17 protein-coding genes, 4 pseudogenes and 1 other annotated feature are annotated in these 18,498 nt (G+C 46.2%); of the genes and pseudogenes, 18 read left to right on the top strand and 3 right to left on the bottom strand.

Going from position 1 to position 18,498, the window contains the following annotated elements:
* The first annotated feature begins 51 nt into the window (after positions 1–51).
* From DW835_RS00730 to DW835_RS00715, 4 genes and pseudogenes are all read left to right on the top strand, one after another.
* On the top strand, positions 52–351 hold the full coding sequence (locus DW835_RS00730) for a DUF4366 domain-containing protein (protein WP_117464880.1): 300 nt from the start codon (positions 52–54) through the stop codon (positions 349–351).
* Positions 352–354: 3 nt separating this feature from the next.
* Positions 355–1,830, top strand: a complete 1,476-nt coding sequence (rlmD, locus tag DW835_RS00725) for a 23S rRNA (uracil(1939)-C(5))-methyltransferase RlmD (protein WP_118668295.1) — start codon at positions 355–357, stop codon at positions 1,828–1,830.
* Positions 1,831–1,877: 47 nt separating this feature from the next.
* Positions 1,878–1,976 (top strand): annotated as a pseudogene (gene araD, locus DW835_RS00720) (L-ribulose-5-phosphate 4-epimerase); the annotation flags it as partial.
* 26 nt (positions 1,977–2,002) lie between these two features.
* On the top strand, positions 2,003–3,268 hold the full coding sequence (locus DW835_RS00715; protein ID WP_055264003.1) for a glycoside hydrolase family 27 protein: 1,266 nt from the start codon (positions 2,003–2,005) through the stop codon (positions 3,266–3,268).
* 21 nt (positions 3,269–3,289) lie between these two features.
* On the opposite strand, the pseudogene DW835_RS00710 reads toward DW835_RS00715, so the two are convergent.
* Positions 3,290–3,604, bottom strand: a pseudogene (locus DW835_RS00710) (DUF1003 domain-containing protein); the annotation flags it as partial.
* Positions 3,605–3,792: 188 nt separating this feature from the next.
* On the opposite strand from DW835_RS00710, the gene DW835_RS00705 reads away from it, so the two are divergent.
* The 9 genes and pseudogenes from DW835_RS00705 to DW835_RS00665 all read left to right on the top strand — a co-directional run bounded on the left by DW835_RS00705 (position 3,793) and on the right by DW835_RS00665 (position 9,329).
* Positions 3,793–5,289, top strand: coding sequence for a glycoside hydrolase 43 family protein (locus DW835_RS00705; protein ID WP_118730483.1), 1,497 nt, complete (start codon positions 3,793–3,795; stop codon positions 5,287–5,289).
* Positions 5,290–5,418: 129 nt separating this feature from the next.
* The gene (locus tag DW835_RS00700; RefSeq protein WP_117922525.1) at positions 5,419–5,661 is read left to right on the top strand and encodes a hypothetical protein; all 243 of its coding nucleotides are present in this window, start codon (positions 5,419–5,421) and stop codon (positions 5,659–5,661) included.
* On the top strand, positions 5,658–6,104 hold the full coding sequence (locus DW835_RS18255) for an alkaline phosphatase (RefSeq protein ID WP_118730482.1): 447 nt from the start codon (positions 5,658–5,660) through the stop codon (positions 6,102–6,104). Before DW835_RS00700 ends, DW835_RS18255 begins: the two co-directional genes overlap by 4 nt.
* A 286-nt stretch (positions 6,105–6,390) precedes the next feature.
* Positions 6,391–6,845: pseudogene (locus tag DW835_RS00690) on the top strand (hypothetical protein); the annotation flags it as partial.
* A 12-nt stretch (positions 6,846–6,857) separates the two neighbouring features.
* A complete protein-coding gene (locus DW835_RS00685) occupies positions 6,858–7,067 on the top strand; it encodes a hypothetical protein (protein ID WP_022313135.1) in 210 nt (69 codons plus the stop codon).
* A 178-nt stretch (positions 7,068–7,245) separates the two neighbouring features.
* A complete protein-coding gene (locus DW835_RS00680) occupies positions 7,246–7,902 on the top strand; it encodes a hypothetical protein (protein WP_022313136.1) in 657 nt (218 codons plus the stop codon).
* Positions 7,903–7,978: 76 nt separating this feature from the next.
* Positions 7,979–8,086: pseudogene (locus DW835_RS18250) on the top strand (PrgI family protein); the annotation flags it as partial.
* A 124-nt stretch (positions 8,087–8,210) separates the two neighbouring features.
* Positions 8,211–8,645: a hydrolase gene (locus tag DW835_RS00670; RefSeq protein ID WP_243036993.1), complete on the top strand. Its 435-nt coding sequence runs from the start codon at positions 8,211–8,213 to the stop codon at positions 8,643–8,645.
* A gap of 132 nt (positions 8,646–8,777) precedes the next feature.
* Positions 8,778–9,329 (top strand): GNAT family protein, encoded by a 552-nt coding sequence (locus tag DW835_RS00665; RefSeq protein ID WP_118668301.1) that lies wholly within the window; start codon positions 8,778–8,780, stop codon positions 9,327–9,329.
* A 117-nt stretch (positions 9,330–9,446) separates the two neighbouring features.
* On the opposite strand, the gene DW835_RS00660 is transcribed toward DW835_RS00665, so the two are convergent.
* Positions 9,447–9,653 carry a hypothetical protein gene (locus DW835_RS00660; RefSeq protein ID WP_118668302.1) on the bottom strand — a complete coding sequence of 69 codons (207 nt, stop codon included), beginning with the start codon at positions 9,651–9,653 and terminating at the stop codon, positions 9,447–9,449.
* Between the two features lie 270 nt (positions 9,654–9,923).
* On the opposite strand from DW835_RS00660, the gene DW835_RS00655 reads away from it, so the two are divergent.
* From DW835_RS00655 to DW835_RS00635, 5 genes are all read left to right on the top strand, one after another.
* Positions 9,924–11,819 carry a DUF6020 family protein gene (locus tag DW835_RS00655; RefSeq protein WP_147353684.1) on the top strand — a complete coding sequence of 632 codons (1,896 nt, stop codon included), beginning with the start codon at positions 9,924–9,926 and terminating at the stop codon, positions 11,817–11,819.
* A gap of 24 nt (positions 11,820–11,843) precedes the next feature.
* Positions 11,844–12,992, top strand: a complete 1,149-nt coding sequence (locus DW835_RS00650) for a hypothetical protein (protein ID WP_118668304.1) — start codon at positions 11,844–11,846, stop codon at positions 12,990–12,992.
* A complete protein-coding gene (locus DW835_RS00645; protein ID WP_118668305.1) occupies positions 12,992–13,963 on the top strand; it encodes a PIN domain-containing protein in 972 nt (323 codons plus the stop codon). The genes DW835_RS00650 and DW835_RS00645 overlap by 1 nt, the downstream gene beginning before the upstream one ends.
* 80 nt (positions 13,964–14,043) lie before the next feature.
* Positions 14,044–14,319 (top strand) — a binding site (T-box leader).
* A gap of 106 nt (positions 14,320–14,425) precedes the next feature.
* Positions 14,426–16,117: a carbon starvation CstA family protein gene (locus DW835_RS00640; protein WP_118668351.1), complete on the top strand. Its 1,692-nt coding sequence runs from the start codon at positions 14,426–14,428 to the stop codon at positions 16,115–16,117.
* Positions 16,118–16,314: 197 nt separating this feature from the next.
* The gene (locus DW835_RS00635) at positions 16,315–17,661 is read left to right on the top strand and encodes an MATE family efflux transporter (protein WP_118668352.1); all 1,347 of its coding nucleotides are present in this window, start codon (positions 16,315–16,317) and stop codon (positions 17,659–17,661) included.
* Positions 17,662–17,716: 55 nt separating this feature from the next.
* Here the strand turns inward: DW835_RS00635 and DW835_RS00630 are convergent, their stop codons facing one another.
* Positions 17,717–18,289, bottom strand: coding sequence for an ECF transporter S component (locus DW835_RS00630; protein WP_118668306.1), 573 nt, complete (start codon positions 18,287–18,289; stop codon positions 17,717–17,719).
* Between the last annotated feature and the right edge of the window lie 209 nt (positions 18,290–18,498).

The following is an 18,498-nucleotide window of genomic DNA, read 5'->3' as shown; positions in this document are numbered from 1 at the left end:
ATGCTTTGCATCCATAAATACGAATAGATGCAGGAAAGGCAGGTAAATAATATGAACAGAATTGAAAATCTGGTAGATCTTGACAAATTAAATGAGCTGAAAGTCAGCGAACTGAAGAAGCTTAACAAGCTGTTGGGCAAGGAAGTAGAAGAGAAGAAGGAACGCAATGTCCTGGTATGGGTACTGGCGATCATTGGCGCCGTAGCAGCTGTTGCAGCAGTGGCTTATGCTGTATACCGTTTCTTCTTTGCACAGGATTATCTGGAAGACTTCGAGGATGATTTCGAAGATGAAGCAGATGACGTGGAAGAGGATGACGACGACTTCTTCGAGGATGAAGGAGAGAACTAACCCATGAAAAAAGGACAGGTATATGAAGGATCTGTTGTAAGGGTCGATTTTCCCAACAAAGGGATCGTCTGTGTGGGAGATGAGACTGCTGTAGTCAAGAACAGCCTGCCCGGACAGAAAGTCAAGTTCTCGGTGAATAAAGTGCGCAAAGGGAAGGCGGAAGGAAGGCTTTTGGAGGTGACGGAAAAGTCACCTCTGGAAACCGGCCGGACGTGTTCCCTTTTTGGGTTGTGCGGCGGATGTACCTATCTGTCTCTTCCTTACGAAGAACAGCTGAAAGTCAAGGAGGAACAGGTAAAACGACTGCTGGACAGCGTGTTAAACAAGCAGGAGGAAGCCTGGGCTTTTGAGGGCATCAAGGGCAGCCCGAAGGCTTATGAATACCGTAATAAGATGGAATTTTCCTTCGGAGACGAGTATAAGGATGGACCGTTGGCTTTGGGCATGCATAAGAGAGGCAGCTTCTACGATATAGTGACCGTAGCGGACTGTGAGATCGTGGATGCGGATTACCGCCTGATCTTACAGACAGTGAGAGATTACTTTGCCCGGGCGAAGGTAAGCTTTTTCCACAGAATGAGCCATGAGGGGTACTTACGTCACCTGCTGGTACGTAAGGCATCCCGCACCGGAGAGATTCTGGTGGCACTGGTGACGACCTCCCAGGATCCCTGGCAGGGAGAGACGGCGGTGGAAGGAAGCTTGGATGTGGATGCGCTGATCACAGGATTTAAGGATCTGCTGCTTTCCTTGGAACAGGATAAGAAGCTAGCCGGAAAATTCGCAGGAATCTTACATATTACCAATGATTCCATTGCAGATGTGGTGCAGAGTGATCGTACGGAGCTGTTATACGGACAGGAGTATTTTTATGAGGAACTGCTGGGGTTGAAATTCAAGATCTCCACATTCTCCTTTTTCCAGACCAACTCTTACAGTGCGGAGGTACTGTACCAGACGGCAAGAGATTATGTGGGCGACCTGGGCGGCAGTGACGAGACTGTGTTCGACCTCTACAGCGGCACCGGTACCATCGCACAGCTCATGGCACCGGCGGCCGGAAAGGTTATCGGCGTGGAAATCGTGGAGGAAGCCGTAGAGGCAGCAAAGAAAAATGCCGCTGCCAACGGGCTGGATAACTGCGAATTCATCGCCGGAGATGTGTTGAAGGTACTGGATGAAGTGGAAGAGAAGCCGGACATGATCATCTTAGATCCCCCCAGAGACGGCATCCACCCCAAAGCACTGCCGAAGATCATTGCCTACGGTGTGGAGCATATTGTCTACATCTCCTGCAAACCCACCAGCCTTGTGCGGGATCTGGAAGTGTTTCTGGAGAACGGTTACCGCGTGGACAAGGCCGTGGCCGTGGACCAGTTCCCCTGGACCGCAAATGTCGAGACGGTTGTCTTACTTTCCAAGGGCGCTAAAGGTCCGGTGGACCTTTGCTCAGCGCGGACCGAAGTGGAACGGAGCTGATCAAGGTTATGACCGGTATCCGCCGCTGCGGAAAGTCGGTCATGCTGGAGCTGATTCATCCGCAGGTAGCACCTGCCCCGCAGGAATTACAGGATAAGCATTATTTCCGTAAGCATGGTGCAGATGCATATTACGGACAGAATTAACAGGATATCGAGAGGGTATAAAACAGATGAAGATGAAAACAGCACCTATGGGATGGAACAGCTGGGATTGTTATGGAGCGGCTGTTACAGAAGATATCGTACGACGGAACGCTGAATTTATGGCTGAGCATCTGAAGGAGTACGGTTGGGAATATATTGTGGTGGATATCCAATGGTATGAGCCTTATGCTGCAACCAATGAGTATCATCCTTTTGCGGATGTAGTAATGGATGAGTATGGAAGACTGCTTCCCGCAGTAAATCGTTTTCCTTCCGCAGCAAACGGTGCGGGCTTTGGACCATTGGCAGAATATGTCCATTCTCTTGGATTGAAGTTCGGCATTCATATTATGAGAGGGATTCCACGACAGGCTGTACATCAGAACACGAAAATCATGAACAGTGACAGACATGCCCGGGAAATTGCCAAAACAAACAGTATCTGTGCCTGGAATACGGATATGTATGGTGTAGATCCTGAGAAAGACGGGGCACGGGAATACTATAACAGTATTTTTGAATTATATGCTTCCTGGGGTGTGGATTTTATTAAATGTGATGATATTGCACGGGAACTGCCACATGAGGAATCCGAACTGATTATGCTGAGCAAAGCATTGCATGGTTGCGGAAGACCCATGGTTTTAAGTCTGTCGCCGGGACCTGCTCTTTTAGAAAAGGCAGAGCTTTATAAGCAGATTTCCAATATGTGGAGAATCACCGATGATTTCTGGGATAAGTGGGAACTGTTATATGATATGTTTTCAAGAGCAGAAAAATGGTGCACCCATGCAGGTGCAGGGCACTGGCCGGATGCCGATATGCTTCCGGTCGGACCGATACGGCAGGTATATGATGTGAATAACTGGACGAATTTCACACAGGATGAGCAGATCACCATGCTGACACTCTGGAGTATCATGCGTTCTCCTTTGATGCTGGGAGGAGAGCTGACAGGGTTTGACGAATTCACTATGAATCTGGTAACCAATTCTGAAATACTTGCCATGCATGCAAATGCACGGCATTCGCATCAGGTGTGGAGACGTGAAATCGATGGTATAGAGCATGCATTGTGGATTGCAGCAGATACAAAGGGTGGATATTATGTCGCGGTATTTAATCTGGGTGATAAAGACAGTGACATATCCATACCGCTTGCCGATCTGGAGATTTATGATGGAGTAAATGGAACGGAGCTTTGGAGCGGAGAGCACGTGGAAGAGCCAAAGAGCCTTAGTGTGTCATTAAAGAGTCATGGTGCTAGGGCATATCATTTTACGTACAACTAAAAAGCATACTACTGTTAATGTATAGAGATCTTCAATCATGATTTCAGTTTTGAGATTAACCTTATAGTCATTTTCAGCACGTTGGCGATCTTTTTCTTCTTGCCGGTTCTGACTCATCATGATAAGAGGTGCCTGAATCGCAGCTACACAGGACAGCACGAGATTAAGCAGGATAAAAGGGAATGGATCAAAGGCTTTGACGGCAAGCAGATTCAGGACCTCCTCATTGGTCATATCATGGCGAATTTCTTTAAGCACTTCTTTTAATAGTTTGCGGTTTTCCTTCATGCTGGTCTCCTTCTGTTTATTCCCGGTAAATCTGTGCAAACCGGAAATTTCTGATGAATAACATGGTGCAGGATCGTTTTCGATTATTATATTTTACTGTGAGATTGTGATATTAGCAATAGTGAAATGGGGCAGAGAAGAGTTGAAAAGGCAGACGGATAAGAAACAAAGATAAAATAGTAAAAATAGAATAGAACAAAGAAAGAATATGGAGATAAAACAGAAAGGAATAAACAATGAATGTAAATCCTATAACAAGATTGGATTATCCAGATCCGGACGTGATCCGCGTAGAAGACACCTATTATATGGTATCCACAACCATGCACTTTATGCCGGGCTGTGAGATTCTGCAGTCTTTTGATCTGGTGCACTGGGAGCATGTGACTTATGTCTATGAGACGCTGGATCATACGGATGCGCAGCAACTGAAAAGCGGTCAGAATATTTACGGACAGGGCATGTGGGCAGCTTCCCTGCGCTATCATGAAGGCCGATTTTGTATCTGCTTTGTGGCAAATGATACCCGTAAGACTTATTTGTATACTTCGGAAAAAATAGATGGTCCATGGAAAAAGCAGCTGATAGAAGGCTTTTATCATGACGGCTCTTTATTATTTGATGAGGATGGCAGAAACTATATTGTATATGGAAATGATGAAATCTGGATTACAGAATTGAATGAAGATTTGACTGCACCAAAGAAGGACGGATTACATCGTCTTTTAGTCAGTGATCATAAGAACCCGGAGCTAGGCTATGAGGGTTCTCATATTCAAAAAATAAACGGCTATTATTATATTTTTCTGATTCATTCCCTGAGAGACCGCTGGATGCGGACGGAAGCATGCTTTTACAGTGATTCTCTGGAAGGAGAATTCACGGGTGGAGATGTACTTTGTGATGATCGTGGATATTGTGGACAGGGCGTGGCACAGGGAGGAATAGTGGATACGCCGGATGGAAAGTGGTATGCAATGCTGTTTCAGGATTCCGGAGCAGTTGGGCGGATTCCTATTCTGCTTCCGGTTACCTGGAAGGATCATTTTCCGTTTTTTGGACAGAACGGACATGTGCCGGAAGAAATAGAGGTTCACAGTACCAGACCAGGATATATTTATCAGCCATTAGTGGGAAGTGATGATTTCTGTAATGGGCTACTTCCGCGCTGGCAGTTTAATCATGATCCAGATCCACGGTACTATCATCTGGATGCATTGCAGGGAACCTATACAATTACAACACGGGAAGTTTGTACAGAGCTTACACAGGCAGTAAATACGCTTACGCAAAGGATGAGTTATCCGTCCTGCGCAGCTGAGGTTACTGTTGATGCTTCTGCATTGAAAGAGGGAGATATCGCAGGTTTGTGTGCGTTGCAGAGCTGTTATGCTGCAGTTGGCATTACAAAACATCATGGAAAATATGAAGTCCTTATGCTGGATAAAAAAGAAGATGGTATATTGGATATGACGGAAGGAACTGTTGTTGAATCACACCAGATGGATTTTCGTCTTGAAGCAGATTTCTGTAACATGAAGGATGAAGCACGCTGCTATTATCGGGTAAATAAGGGAGACTGGCTACCCATCGGAACCGTGCATAAGCTGTACTTCAAACTGGATCATTTTACTGGTTGCCGGTTTGGTCTGTTCTGCTATGCGGCAGAGGAAACAGGAGGAAGTGCCTGCTTCCGGGATTTTAAGTATTATGATGTTGATGAAATCTCATAAAGATAGAACTGCATAAAATAAGTGTCGGAATTTACTCAATTTTTCCTACTTTGGACATTGGTTTTTACAACGGTATTGTATAGTGAAGCAGAGGAAAAACAAAACATGTTTCAGAGAGGAGAAACGATTATGAGAATTAAGAGCATGATGAAGGGTATGCTTGCTGTTGTAATGGCAATGTCTATGGCAGCATGCTCCGGAGCACCTGCAGCAGACCAGACTTCTTCTGAGTCACCGTCACCGGCACAGACAGAAAGTACAGCAGCAACAGAGCAGGAAACAATCGTAACAGAAGTATCTGCAGAAACGCAGACGCAAGAAGAAACAGCAAAAGCACCGAAATATGTTTTCTGTTTATTGGTGATGGTATGAGCTATCCCCAGTTTCAGGCAGCATCTGACTATCTTGGAGCAATAGCAGATGAAGATTATGTCAAGGCACTTCCGAGCAATAGCTATGAAGACCGTGGAGGAGCAGTACTGGACGGACCGGAAGCAGGATACAAGGTTACCTATACACAGGCTGATGCAGAAGCGGTTACGGCTGAAGATGGAAGGGTTATTCTGATGGATGAGCATCTGTCAGATTCCGACGCTATGGATTATGATATGGATTGTGCAGATGGAGAATGGGCATTATCTGACTATGTACAAAAGGGTATTGAAGTATTGGATAATGACACCGGATTCTTTATGATGTGTGAAGGTGGAAAGATTGACTGGGCATGTTTTCAGCCCAGTCCCGGCAGATTTCCGTCATCAGCAGACGGAAGCGGATTTACACACCTGCTTCTTATGTACATGAACTTGGATTAAAATTCGGTATTCATATTATGGGAAGGAAGAGTTTCATTTAATCAGATGATGAAGGATATTAAGTCAGGAAAAGATACGGATTTTGTTGACGAGCTTATTTTTAAGGTCATAAATGCACCGACCAAGAGAATGAAAATTGAATATGTCTAAGGCAAATTACAAAGCCGCTTATTCTTATTGATTTTAAGAGTAGGCGGTTTTTTGCGTTCTCTTGTACTTGTTTACATAGCACCTTGACAAAGTGGCTAAAACTATGCGAAAGGAGGACGCATCTATGTCAAATCGCAAAAAGACGGTGTTGCCGACAGAGATTGTGACAGCCGTGGAGGACTGCGGCTTTTTTGAAAGCATTCCCCTATGGGCGGTGACGCTCATCGGCGGGCTGTTCATCACAGTGCTGTCGTTCATTATGATAATGTCGGTGTACGGCAGGTTTTTCAAGCTGTACCTTTATACCGCAATCGCTCCCGTCCCTCTTTCTTCTTTGCGGGAGAGCCGAGCCAGAATGTCGGCAGGAGCTTTATCAAGAGTTATTGTGCCGTGTGCCTTGAGGGTGCAATCATCGTGCTTGCCTGCATTATCTTTTCGGTGTTTGCGGCTTCCCCGCCCGTGGTCAATCCCGATGCGGCTGCGGTCACGATGGTGTGGAGCTATATCGGGGAACTGGTATTCAATATGCTCGTCCTTGTCGGTGCGGTTAAGATGGCAGACCGTGTCGTGCGTGAAATGATGGGCTTGTAAGGGAGAAAGCGGATGAAACGTGTATATATATTTAAGGACGGGGTACAGCAGGGAAGCACAGCCACAAAGGAAAGTGCGGTTAACCTTATCCGCCGGTATCAGAAACTGGAAACACACCAGATGCTTCGGGCGGAGTTCAGCATCATTGTGGGAGAGGAAGAATTTATCCCCTATCCGTCGCAGAAGAAGCCGTCTGAGAGAAAATCTGGAATGGAGCGATAGGAGGTGTTTATGATTGAAAGTAAAGATAAATAAAGAACGAAATTAAACGGGCTCATCGCAAAAAAATCATCGCAGAAAAATTGAAAAATCACTTGATATTTCATAGTCAGATGATTATAATACAATGATTTAGATTTTGAAGTCTAAATGGTCGGTTTGGGAATGAAAGGAGATTTTTATGTTTGATTATGTAGAAGATAAGGCATTTCTAAGCCGTATGCGAAATTTATGTGGTGAGATAATGCAGGATTGTTGCCACTACTTGAAAGAAGATTATGATATTGGAGCTATCTTCTATCTTGTAGGGAGCGGTGCAAAGAATCTTATCGTGCAAAATGCTTCGTTGTCGATAGATTTGGATTACAACCTTGAGATTGTAAGATGTGAAGATTTTGAGGATCGCATAAATCTAAAAGAATGTGCGAGGAAATCCTTTAATAAGGCGTTAAACGAGCGTGATTTAGGAGATTGTGAGGATTCAACATCTTCTCTGACTACGGGGGAAATTCATTTTGTTAGAGGAAATCCTACCGAGTTTTCAATGGATGTCTGCATTGTATGCAGAGATACAGAGGAAGATTTTTACAGACTTATTCACAAAAAAACAGGGTTCACTTATCGGGATGAATACTATTGGAACAAAGCCCCTCATTCCGCAGGAATACAGAAAAAGGCTAAGTATATTAAGAAAAGGGGAAAATGGCAGCTTGTCAGAACGCAGTATTTGAATATCAAAAACAGATACCTGCGGCAGAACGACCACGACCATCCCTCTTTCATATGCTATATTGAAGCTGTAAACAATGTATATAACGCAAGAATGAGTTGGAAGTAAACGGAGTAAAACTTGAAGAATCGTCATTTTTCCAAAGATGGCGATTTTTTTGTGCTAAAAAGGAGGTGTTTATGGATTGGAAGTAAAGATAAATAAAGAAATCCGTAATTACACGGAATCCATGTTTTTCGGGCTGTCTATGCGGCAGTTCCTTTTTTCCGCCCTTGCCTGCGGCATACTTCTATGCCCAGAAAGCAGGGCAAAATTAAGAAAACACCCTGCGGGTATCCCTTTATGCCCAAGATGCAGGGCGAGTAATTGACTTTGACCATCGCCCCTTTAAAAATGTGGAAGTCATGGATGAGGCAATGATATCCTTATGGAATCAAAGAGTAAATCATGATGACAATGTGTATATTTTGGGGGATTTCTGCTATAGAAACGAAAAAAGTGCGGAATGGTATCTGAGTCAACTAAAGGGACATAAGCATCTGGTTCTTGGCAACCATGATACCAGGCTGCTGGATAATGAGATTGCAATGGGATATTGTGACTCCATCGATAGGATGATGATGTACGTGTCGGATAGTGGGAAAGAGATATGTCTGTGCCATTATCCGATGTCGGAATGGAATGGCTCTTACAGAGGTCACTTGCACTTTTATGGTCATATTCACGATAAGAGGGATGAAACATGGGAATATATGAATCAGAGGGAGAACGCTTATAATGTGGGCTGCATGTTATATGGATACAGACCGGTACGCCTGAATGAGATTGTGAAGGCGAACAGGACTATATGATTGTCTGCGGAGACTTTGGGCTTTGCGTAAGCGGCGGATGTTCGAAGAATATAGTGCCCAAAAAGGAAGTTCTATGTTATAATTCAAATAACATCAAGGACTTCGCAACACACAGAGCAGATGTAAGGTGGCATGATGAGTAAAAATATATGCAGATTAGATGGAAATCAAATTTTTTTATCCGTACTGAGGGATGATGAGGAGGCAGTCGGCTTATACGCGAAGTGGATGTCGGATGAAACCACCTGTGTCTTTATAGAGCATGCGCATTCTGTGGTGGACATCACCCGGATGCCCGGTTGGGTAAGAGACCATTCTGTCATGCGGATGGGAATTGTCCTGAAAGAGACAGACACATTGATTGGATATTGTCATATTGACCATCGAACTGAGGATATGTCAGCCTGGTTATCCATTAACATCGGAGAAAAGTCGGTGCGTGGAAAAGGCATTGGAACCGAAGTCGTGCAGATACTCTTGCGGTACTGCTTTATGGTGTTGGGAGTGTATAGTGTCCATCTGGATGTACTGGAAACGAACACCCCTGCCATTAAGTGTTACGAGAAGGCAGGATTCAGAATAAGTGGCAGATACCGGGGGCATTGTTACTATATGCGGAACCACTATGACTGGCTGCACATGGATATCTTATATGAGGAATACCGGCAACCACTTGAACCTTAAGGGTCTTCATGCGAAAAGTGTCCGCAAGTTAGCGGGCACAACAAAAAAGTCCGTCGGAGCGTTAAAGCATCGACGGACTTTTGCGTTGCTATTTTACAAAAGTAAAAATCAAAAAAATTACAGAGTCTGATGCACCTCGCGGATCACGGCGTCGGTAAGCTCCGGAGCTTTCGCGGGATCGATGTCATCGGGAAATTCCACATCAATGGTGGAAGCAACCGGCCGGTAGTTCAGACGCAGTGCGTTTTTCTGAATATAATCGGTAGCCTGATTGTAAGTTTCCTCTGTAACGCCATTTAAAGTGATCGTATATAATTTTGCCATAATCTATCATCCTTTCTGTTGGTTTATGAGTTTGTGGAAACATTTCCTTGTTTCTGTATATAGTATATCTCTTTTTATAAAAAAAAGAAATGCGCAAAAATTATAAATATAATAATAGGAATCATTACTATATTTGTTAAATATATACAATATATCAAATAGAAAAGAACTTACAATGATTGACAGAAAGTGTAAATTTCAATATAGTGGAAGAAATGGAAATAAATGTATGGAGGCATCTTACGATTGACTATTGCAAAGGATAAATGGATGAAATACAAAGGAACTTCGGGCAGAGCGGTTCTGACTCTGTGCGGTGTCTACGGGGTGGCATATCTGTTCAGCTTACAGCCGGTGAACCGGATCTATTACAGTGTTCTGAATGTGCTGCTGGCTGTGGGAATCTATTCTATGTTGCAGCAGACGGAGCAAAATCTCCGGAAAATAGAGGAGAAAAGGGACAGGAAGCGCAAAATATGTTATGTGGCAGTGATCAGCTTCCTGTTTGCCTTGTCCATGGTCATGGGATATCAGCTGCAGAATCTGGGAATGACGGATTGCGGAGTCCGGGGCAAAGGGATGATCCTGATCCGTGCGCTGTGCTTAAGTGTTGCCGCATTTCCTTTTGCAAATCTGTTGCTTGACGGGATAGACCGACTCTCTGCGAGAGGAGAAGCAACGATGTCGGGTGGATATTGGAAGTCCGACATTGTATTCGCAGTAACGGCAGTCGTTATTTTCCTGTGCCTGATTCCGGTATGGCTGGCTTATTACCCGATCATCATGTCTTACGATTTTCACAGACAGGTCAACGAAGCGTATAAGGGCCTGGAATGGTTTTATCCCTTGCAGCCCATTGCACATACATGGCTGATCCGGCTGTTTTTACAGATTGGAACGGCCATCGGATCCTACGAGGCGGGAATGGCCTGTATGGCGGTATTCCAGATGGTGCTGTATGCTCTGGTCATGGGGTATGCAACGTCCATGATCTGGCGGATGACTGCTAAAAAATGGCCGGTGATGGTAACAACACTATTTCTGGCGCTTTTCCCATACAACACGGTTTTAGTGGTGTGTACCACAAAGGATACCTTGTTTACCATATTGTTTACGTTGTTCTTTTTACTTTTTCTGGAGAGAAATTATTTCAGCAACGGAAAAAAGAAAATCCTCATGAACATTCTTCTGGTGGCTGAGGGCTGTCTGATGATGCAGTTTCGTAATAATGCAGTATATGCGGTGGCAGTATTTATGCTGCTGTTATTGATCCTGCGGCCGAAAAAGGAAAAACTGGGTATTCTGATTCTGGGGATTTGTCTGGTACTGGGAGAGACCGGAATGCGAAATGTGATCCAGACAGCCATAGGGACCCGGCTGGAGGCTCCGAAGATCGAGGCTTACAGCGTTCCCATCCAGCAGTTTGCCAGAGTGGCATATTATCATGGAGAGGAACTGGAGGCGCAGGATCCGGAGCTGGCGGCATTGCTGGAAAAATATGTGCCGAGAGATCATTGGGATGCTTATTATGCGCCGCTGGCAGATACCATCAAGGGCGCGGTAAATGCTTCGGCATATACGGAGAATTCCAGGCAGTTTTTGAGAGACTGGCTACGAGTGGGCAAACGGTATCCGAACGAGTTCCTGGATGCTTTTCTGGAACTGACCAGAGGATACTGGTTCTGGGATGATTTCTCCTGGGCGGAAAATCTGGGCTATGGCACAGACACAAGGTATGGTGTGCTCTTTACCTATACTTCCTCGGAAATCGAAGGCTATGGCAGTATTGAACATCGGTCGAAATTCCCGGCACTGGAAAAAGTGCTGGAAAAGATCGTCAGTGGTAACTGCTTTAATGAATGGCCGGTGCTTTCCGTTATTTTTCATGGATCTCTATACAGCTGGAGCCTGTTCTTTTTGATGGTGTTGTGCCTGTATCGAAGAAAATACCGGTGCTTCCAGATGAGCTTACTGCCGTTTTTATACTTTGGGACCATGTTGCTGGGGCCGGTAGTGCAGGTACGTTATTTATTCCCCATTATGGTAATGCTGCCGGTACTTGCGGCATTTTTCTCGAGTGACAGGTTGAAGAGCCAAAGCAATGAAAACAGGGAACAAAAGGTTGTTTTTCTGGGCCGGAAAATCTATAATAAGGCTATTGGATGATAATATAAACGGAAAGAGGACCCAATGGAGAATCAGGAGAAGAACGAAACAACTGTGCTTCCGGAGAATCCGGAGATTATGGTAAAGAATCCCCGGATCGGAAAGGTACGGAAACTGGAAGAGGAAGTCAGGCGCCAGAATGAGCTGGAGCAGCTCAGAACCAAACGGATCCGCAAGGAGCAGGAATATATCGAGCAGATGAGCAAGGCGGTGGAAGACCACCTGCGCAATACCAGAGAGGAACAGCGGTATAACGAAGAATTTGAACGGCTGATCCGCAAGGATGTCTATCGGATGCACGGCATCAGTGAGGACAAGCTGCAGGGAATGACGGAGTACCGCAATGCCTGGTATCAGGGAACGGCGTTCGGCATGTTTTTTCTGTCGCTGATTCTGACCGGAATCTGCGGATATCTTCATGGCTTCGGTTCGGAATTGTGTATTTTTATGGCATTTTATACCGCTATTGAGGGAACACTTCTGACCAATGGGAAAAGACAGCATGCATTGTTGGATATGGTGACAAGAATTCTGTATCTGCTGTTGTTTCCGGCCATGCTGATCGTATTTGTCTGTTTTGAACTGGGATTTACGGAGTATGGGATCGTCGTACCGGTACTGACGATTGCCGGTGTGGTGATTCTGGTGCTGGGAGCGGTATCGTACTTTGTGTATGACCCATACCGCCTGGACCGTAAGAACCACAAAAAGGCGGACCGCTATATCCGGGATATAGAAAAAGCCGCTGTCAAGGAAGTGGAACTGGAAGAAAAGGCACTGGCAAAACAGGCCAGAAAACAGGAAAAACTGGAACTTAAGGAAGAGGCCAGACAGGAACGGGCAGCAAAGCGAAGGGAACGGAAGAACCGGAGGGATGAGAAGCTCACCGGCTGGAAGGAAAGCATTCGCAAAAAGCTTCCGGCGAAGAAGAAAGCCACAGAGGAGAGCAGAACGGAGACAGGCATCCCAAAAGAGCCGGAAGCCGTGACGGAGGAAAAGCCGCAGGCAGGTGCAGAGGAGTCCGGGACGCCGGAGACAACCGGACCGGTAGAAAACACAGAGCCTGTAGAGACTGTGGAACAGAAGGATGCACCTGCGGAACCGGAGCAGGGGACACCGGAAGAGACTGGTAAAGCGGAAGAAATTGATACAACAAATGGGGAGGAGAAATAATGGCCTATTATCTGATTGATTTTGAAAATGTAAAGAGCCGAGGCATGGAGGGAGTGGAACTGCTGGCGGAGGAGGATACCGTCTGCATTTTCTACAGTGACAATGCGGACAGCATGACTTTTGACCTGCATCGGAAGTTGAATGAGACGAAAGCACAGATCATTTACCACAAGGTAGCAGTGGGTACCAAGAATGCACTGGATTTCCAGCTGGCAACGTATCTCGGTTACCTGATCTGTGAGCAGCAGAGGGAAGGGATACACCCGGATTACTTTATCGTGACCAAGGACAATGGATTCACCAGTCTGATGGTATACTGGAAAGCACAGGGAGTTCCCGTGCGCATTATCCGTAATCTCTTGTGGGGAAAGAATCCAATGGCGGAACAAAATCTCCTGACCGAAGAAAATGCAATGGAAGTAACGGAAAGTACGGAACAGGAGAGCGTGCAGGCTCTGTCGGTGGAAGCTGCAGAGCCGATGGCAGTGGAAATCACAGAACAGGAGACAGAGAACGCAACAGCGGTAATGACGGAGGAGCCGAAGGCGGAAGTGGATGCAGAGGAGATTGCAGAGCCAGCATTTGTGAGCGTGCAGATCCTGGAAGAACCGTTGCCTGAGATACTGGAACCTGTGCCTGTGGAACCCGTGAAAAAAACGGTAAGGAAAAAGAGCGGAAATACCCGGAAGAAGAATACTGCAAATATGACAGAAAAGAAAACGACGGAGAAAACTGTTGATAAGAAGGCTTCAGAGAAGAAGGCAGCAGAAGAACCGGATGAACTGGTCCAGGCAGTGGAAAAGGTGCTTTCCGACCAGACCATCGTCCCTCAGGTGGTAAAATTCATCCGCCAGTACAAGACCAAGCAGGGAATCAACAATGCCCTGAACAAAGAGTTCAAGGACAGCAAACGTACCAGCGAGATTTATTCCGCTATCAAACCTCTGATCGCGGATAAAAAGGGAAAATGATAAAATAGATCAACAAAAAATTAAAAGAAAACTATTGACATTATAAAATCAGAGTGGTATCTTTGCTATCGAACAGAAAGTGAAATTCGATGAGCAGAACAAGATCTGCATACGGAAGCATTTCAGAGAGCCGCCGGCTGGTGTGAGACGGCATGTGAGTATGACAGACTATCCTCTGTGAGAAGTACACTGAAGCAGTTAAGTAGGTGTCACCGGTATTCTACCGTTATTTAGAAGCCTGTTGGAAATGAAGCATGATTTTTAAGTGTTTCATGGAGATGGGAACAAGAGGTCATGTGATAAAACATGGCAAGCAAAGTGGTAACGCGGAGAGCTTAGAGCTTTTCGTCTTTGAGTGCTTATAAAGCACTGGAGACGGAAAGCTTTTTTGTTTTACGGGCAATCAGAATTTTTCTTTCTGTCACGACAAAACAACAAGACACAAGAAAGAAGGAAACAAAAATGAACAGTTTGGTAATCATTCTGATCGCAATGGTAGTGCTGGTAGCAGGCTATGTCTTCTACGGAAGATGGCTTGCAAAAAAGTGGGGAATCGATGAGAAGGCGAAGACGCCTGCTTTTACCCATGAAGACGGAGAGGACTTCGTGCCTTCCTCCAAATTCACTGTATTTTCTCATCAGTTTTCCTCTATCGCCGGAGCAGGTCCTGTGACGGGTCCCATCCTCGCATCGGTATTCGGATGGGTTCCCGTGCTCCTGTGGCTTCTGATCGGCGGTCTGTTCTTCGGTGCCGTACAGGATTTCGGTGCGCTGTATGCCTCCGTGAAGAACGAAGGAAAATCCATGGGAATGATCATTGAAAAATACATTGGTAAGACCGGCAGAAAGTTGTTCATGCTGTTCTGCTGGCTGTTCACTCTGTTAGTCATTGCGGCATTTACCGATATGGTGGCAGGTACCTTCGTAGGTACCGGACTGGAAGATGCCAGTGTGGCATATGCCAACGGCAGTGCGGCATCCATTTCCATGTTGTTCATCGTTGTAGCAGTGATCTTCGGTCTGATCCAGAAAAAGGTCGGCAAGATGAACGAGTGGGTCAAGGCAGTCGTAGCCATCGGTCTGTTGGTAGTAATGTTCGCTGTAGGTATGCATCTTCCCATCTATGCTTCCAAGACTGCATGGATCTACATCATCATGGCATACCTGTTCCTTGCATCCGTAATGCCCATGTGGCTTCTGATGCAGCCCAGAGATTATATGACCACCTTTATGCTGCTGGGTATGATCATCGGTGCCGTACTTGGTGTGGTTGTGGCTCATCCCGATATGGAGCTGAATGCATTTAACGGTTTTCAGGTAGGTAACAGCAGCCTGTTCCCGACTCTGTTCGTCACCATCGCCTGCGGTGCGGTATCCGGCTTCCACAGCCTGGTATCCTCCGGTACTTCATCCAAGACCATCAGCAATGAAAAAGATATGCCCATGGTAGGTTATGGTGCCATGATCGTAGAGAGCCTGCTGGGTGTGGTTGCACTGGTAGTTGTCGGTGCAGTTGCAGTCAATGGCACGAAGCCCGATGGTACACCGTTCTCCATTTTCTCCTCCGGTGTCGCAGGATTCCTGGAGAAGATGGGGGTTCCCGTAACCGTAGCAACTGTATTCATGACTATGTGTGTATCTGCATTGGCACTGACTTCTCTGGATTCCGTAGCAAGAATCGGGCGTATGTCCTTCCAGGAGCTGTTCCTGGGAGACACCACAGATACCGCAAAGATGACTCCCGTGCAGAGAGTTCTGACCAATAAGTATTTTGCAACTGTGATCACTTTGTTTTTCGGTTATCTGCTGACTCTTGGCGGATACAACAATGTATGGCCGCTGTTCGGTTCTGCGAACCAGCTGCTGGCAGCACTGGTATTGATCGCTCTGGCAGTATTCTTAAAGACTACCGGTCGTACCGGCTGGACACTGTACTTCCCTATGGGAATGATGCTGGTCGTAACCTTTACTGCATTGATCCAGAAGACAGTTGCCCTGGTGAAAAATGTGGCAGCCGGACAGGCTGCCTTCCTGGTAGACGGCTTACAGCTGATCGTAGCCATACTGCTTATGGTACTGGGCGTTATGGTTGCTTACAGCTGCATCCGCAAGCTGTTCGGTGCCGGGAAAAATTCAGAAAAAGAGGCAGCGTAATACAGCAGAGAAATAGCAGATAAATGTAGCACAAAAATATAACAAAGAAATATGGCAAACTAAGAGAAGATATGCTAGAATAGGGAACGGTCAGAGAGCAAAAAAGCTTTTTGACCGTTCTTTTCGTCAGAGTGGAAGCCGGCGGGGAGGATTGTAATGGGAATCAAGTAAGTAACAGGGAAAAGGATAAAAGAAAGATGAAACAGAATATGCAGGATCTGACGGAAGGACCCTTAGGAAAGAAAATACTGATCTTCAGCGTGCCGTTAATGCTGTCCAATCTGTTACAAGTGCTTTTCAACATGGCGGATATTGCGGTGATCGGTCAGTTTGCCGGTTCCCTGTCGCTGGGAGCAGTGGGTTCCACGGCCACGTTGGTCACCATGTTTACCGGATTCCTCATTGGTCTGTCCGGCGGTATCAATGTACTGACGGCACTGTATTACGGGGCAAAGGATAGGGAAAGCCTGTCGAAGACGATTCATTCCGCCGCACTGGTCAGCCTGATCATGGGAGTGCTGTTACTGGTACTGGGAGTCGGCTTATCCGAGTGGATGCTGACAATGCTGAAGACCAGAGAGGAACTTTTGGACAAAGCAGTATTGTACCTGCGGATCTATTATCTGGGAATGCCGGCGCTGGCCATTTACAACTTTGGTAATGCGGTGTACAGCGCAGTGGGGAATACGAAGAAGCCTCTGTATTATCTTGGTTTTTCCGGAGTGCTGAATATTATTCTGAACCTGTTTTTTGTGATCGTCTGTCATATGGATGTGGCAGGAGTGGCATTGGCCAGTATCATTTCCCAGTATGTATCTGCAGCATTAATCCTGCAGGCACTGCTTCACTGCAAAGACATTTATGCCCTGCATCCGGGAAAGCTGCGGTTGGATCCGGAACTTACGAAGGATATCCTGAAGCTGGGAATGCCCTCCGGATTGCAGAACGTAATTTTCCAGTTTGCCAACAGCTTTGTGCAGATGGGTGTGAATTCCTTTGATGCCACCATGGTGGCAGGCAATTCCGCAGCCACCAATGCAGATGCCATGGTATACGATGTCATGGCGGCATTCTATACCGCCTGCGGCAGCTTTATGGGACAGAATTACGGTGCGGGCAAGAAGAAAAGGGTGCGGAACAGTTACCTCATCAGCCTGGCATATTCCTTCGCCATCGGTCTGATCCTGGGAGTGTCACTGGTATTTTTCGGAAGAGCGTTTTTGTCCCTGTTTACCAGAGATGCGGCAGTTATGAATGCCGGTATGTACCGTCTGACAATCATGGGATTTTCGTATTGTATTTCGGCATTTATGGACTGTACCATTGCGGCGGCCAGAGCCATGGGCAAGAGCATTATACCTATGTTCATTGTCATCATGGGCTCCTGCGTGTTCCGTGTAATCTGGGTCTACACCGTATTTGCCTATTTTCATACGATACCGTCCCTGTATCTGCTGTATGTTTTCTCCTGGAGTATCACCGCAGTGGCGGAAATCCTCTATTTCATACGAATTTACAAACAGAAAATGGCTCTCCTGTCGTAAGACAGAAGAGCCATTTTTTGCGTGGTGTGCCCGGCGGTGCATGTCGCTCTTTATATTATGCGGCTTCGGTTTCGGCGGAAACAGAAACTGCAGGGTAGCGTACCGGAAGCAGATGAGCGCGTTCCAGTGCAACATAGATGATGGGGATCAGAATCAGCTGGATAATGATACCGGGGAGGCAGGATACGAAATATCCGGTAGCCCAGGCAGACCAGCTGTAGGAACCGCCTGCAAAGATCAGTGCGCGCAGGATACCGGTGATCACACGGCCGCCCAGCATGGCAATGACCAGAGCTGCATACAGATCAACAACCAGTTTACCGCTGCGAAGAAACTGCATGACCAGACCGCTGATCAGACCATAGAGCCCCAGCTCGATCATCATGACAGGCATATATCCGAAAACGGGCATACCGGTAAGCAGACTGGATACCAGAGGTCCGAGAATGCCGCAGACCAGACCGAAAGGTGCTCCACAGACCAGACCGCACAGAAGCACGGGCAGATGCATGGGGGAGAACAGGACACCGCCCTTGGGAATGGCGTGCAGAGTCATGGGCAGAACTACACATAAGGCAACACACAGAGCAGTGAGGATGCTCTTGTTTAAAACAGTTAATTTTTTCATGGAAAACCTCCTGATAAGATATAACTGTTCAGAGTCTCCATTCGCAAAAAGCCTCTCCGAGGCTTTATTTTTGCTCATTGAGATGACTTCGTCAAATAAATATTGCCATATATTCTTACGAATGCAAGCATTCGACGAACATCTGTCAATATTTAATGACTCTGAACAGTAACAAAAAAGCCAGAACGGCACACTTTTCCCTTCTGGGA

The organism is Clostridium sp. AM34-9AC, assembly GCF_003480225.1.
GTDB lineage: Bacteria > Bacillota > Clostridia > Lachnospirales > Lachnospiraceae > Acetatifactor > Acetatifactor acetigignens.
This window is presented reverse-complemented; position numbering and strand designations above follow the sequence as displayed.

Excerpts from the sequence above, each read along its gene's own strand:
- DW835_RS00730 (WP_117464880.1), top strand. The coding sequence starts at position 52 with ATGAACAGAATTGAAAATCTGGTAGATCTTGACAAATTAAATGAGCTG.
- rlmD (WP_118668295.1), top strand. The coding sequence starts at position 355 with ATGAAAAAAGGACAGGTATATGAAGGATCTGTTGTAAGGGTCGATTTT.
- DW835_RS00715 (WP_055264003.1), top strand. The coding sequence starts at position 2,003 with ATGAAGATGAAAACAGCACCTATGGGATGGAACAGCTGGGATTGTTAT.
- DW835_RS00705 (WP_118730483.1), top strand. The coding sequence starts at position 3,793 with ATGAATGTAAATCCTATAACAAGATTGGATTATCCAGATCCGGACGTG.
- DW835_RS00700 (WP_117922525.1), top strand. The coding sequence starts at position 5,419 with ATGAGAATTAAGAGCATGATGAAGGGTATGCTTGCTGTTGTAATGGCA.
- DW835_RS18255 (WP_118730482.1), top strand. The coding sequence starts at position 5,658 with ATGAGCTATCCCCAGTTTCAGGCAGCATCTGACTATCTTGGAGCAATA.
- DW835_RS00685 (WP_022313135.1), top strand. The coding sequence starts at position 6,858 with ATGAAACGTGTATATATATTTAAGGACGGGGTACAGCAGGGAAGCACA.
- DW835_RS00680 (WP_022313136.1), top strand. The coding sequence starts at position 7,246 with ATGTTTGATTATGTAGAAGATAAGGCATTTCTAAGCCGTATGCGAAAT.
- DW835_RS00670 (WP_243036993.1), top strand. The coding sequence starts at position 8,211 with ATGATATCCTTATGGAATCAAAGAGTAAATCATGATGACAATGTGTAT.
- DW835_RS00665 (WP_118668301.1), top strand. The coding sequence starts at position 8,778 with ATGATGAGTAAAAATATATGCAGATTAGATGGAAATCAAATTTTTTTA.
- DW835_RS00660 (WP_118668302.1), bottom strand. The coding sequence starts at position 9,653 with ATGGCAAAATTATATACGATCACTTTAAATGGCGTTACAGAGGAAACT.
- DW835_RS00655 (WP_147353684.1), top strand. The coding sequence starts at position 9,924 with ATGAAATACAAAGGAACTTCGGGCAGAGCGGTTCTGACTCTGTGCGGT.
- DW835_RS00650 (WP_118668304.1), top strand. The coding sequence starts at position 11,844 with ATGGAGAATCAGGAGAAGAACGAAACAACTGTGCTTCCGGAGAATCCG.
- DW835_RS00645 (WP_118668305.1), top strand. The coding sequence starts at position 12,992 with ATGGCCTATTATCTGATTGATTTTGAAAATGTAAAGAGCCGAGGCATG.
- DW835_RS00640 (WP_118668351.1), top strand. The coding sequence starts at position 14,426 with ATGAACAGTTTGGTAATCATTCTGATCGCAATGGTAGTGCTGGTAGCA.
- DW835_RS00635 (WP_118668352.1), top strand. The coding sequence starts at position 16,315 with ATGAAACAGAATATGCAGGATCTGACGGAAGGACCCTTAGGAAAGAAA.
- DW835_RS00630 (WP_118668306.1), bottom strand. The coding sequence starts at position 18,289 with ATGAAAAAATTAACTGTTTTAAACAAGAGCATCCTCACTGCTCTGTGT.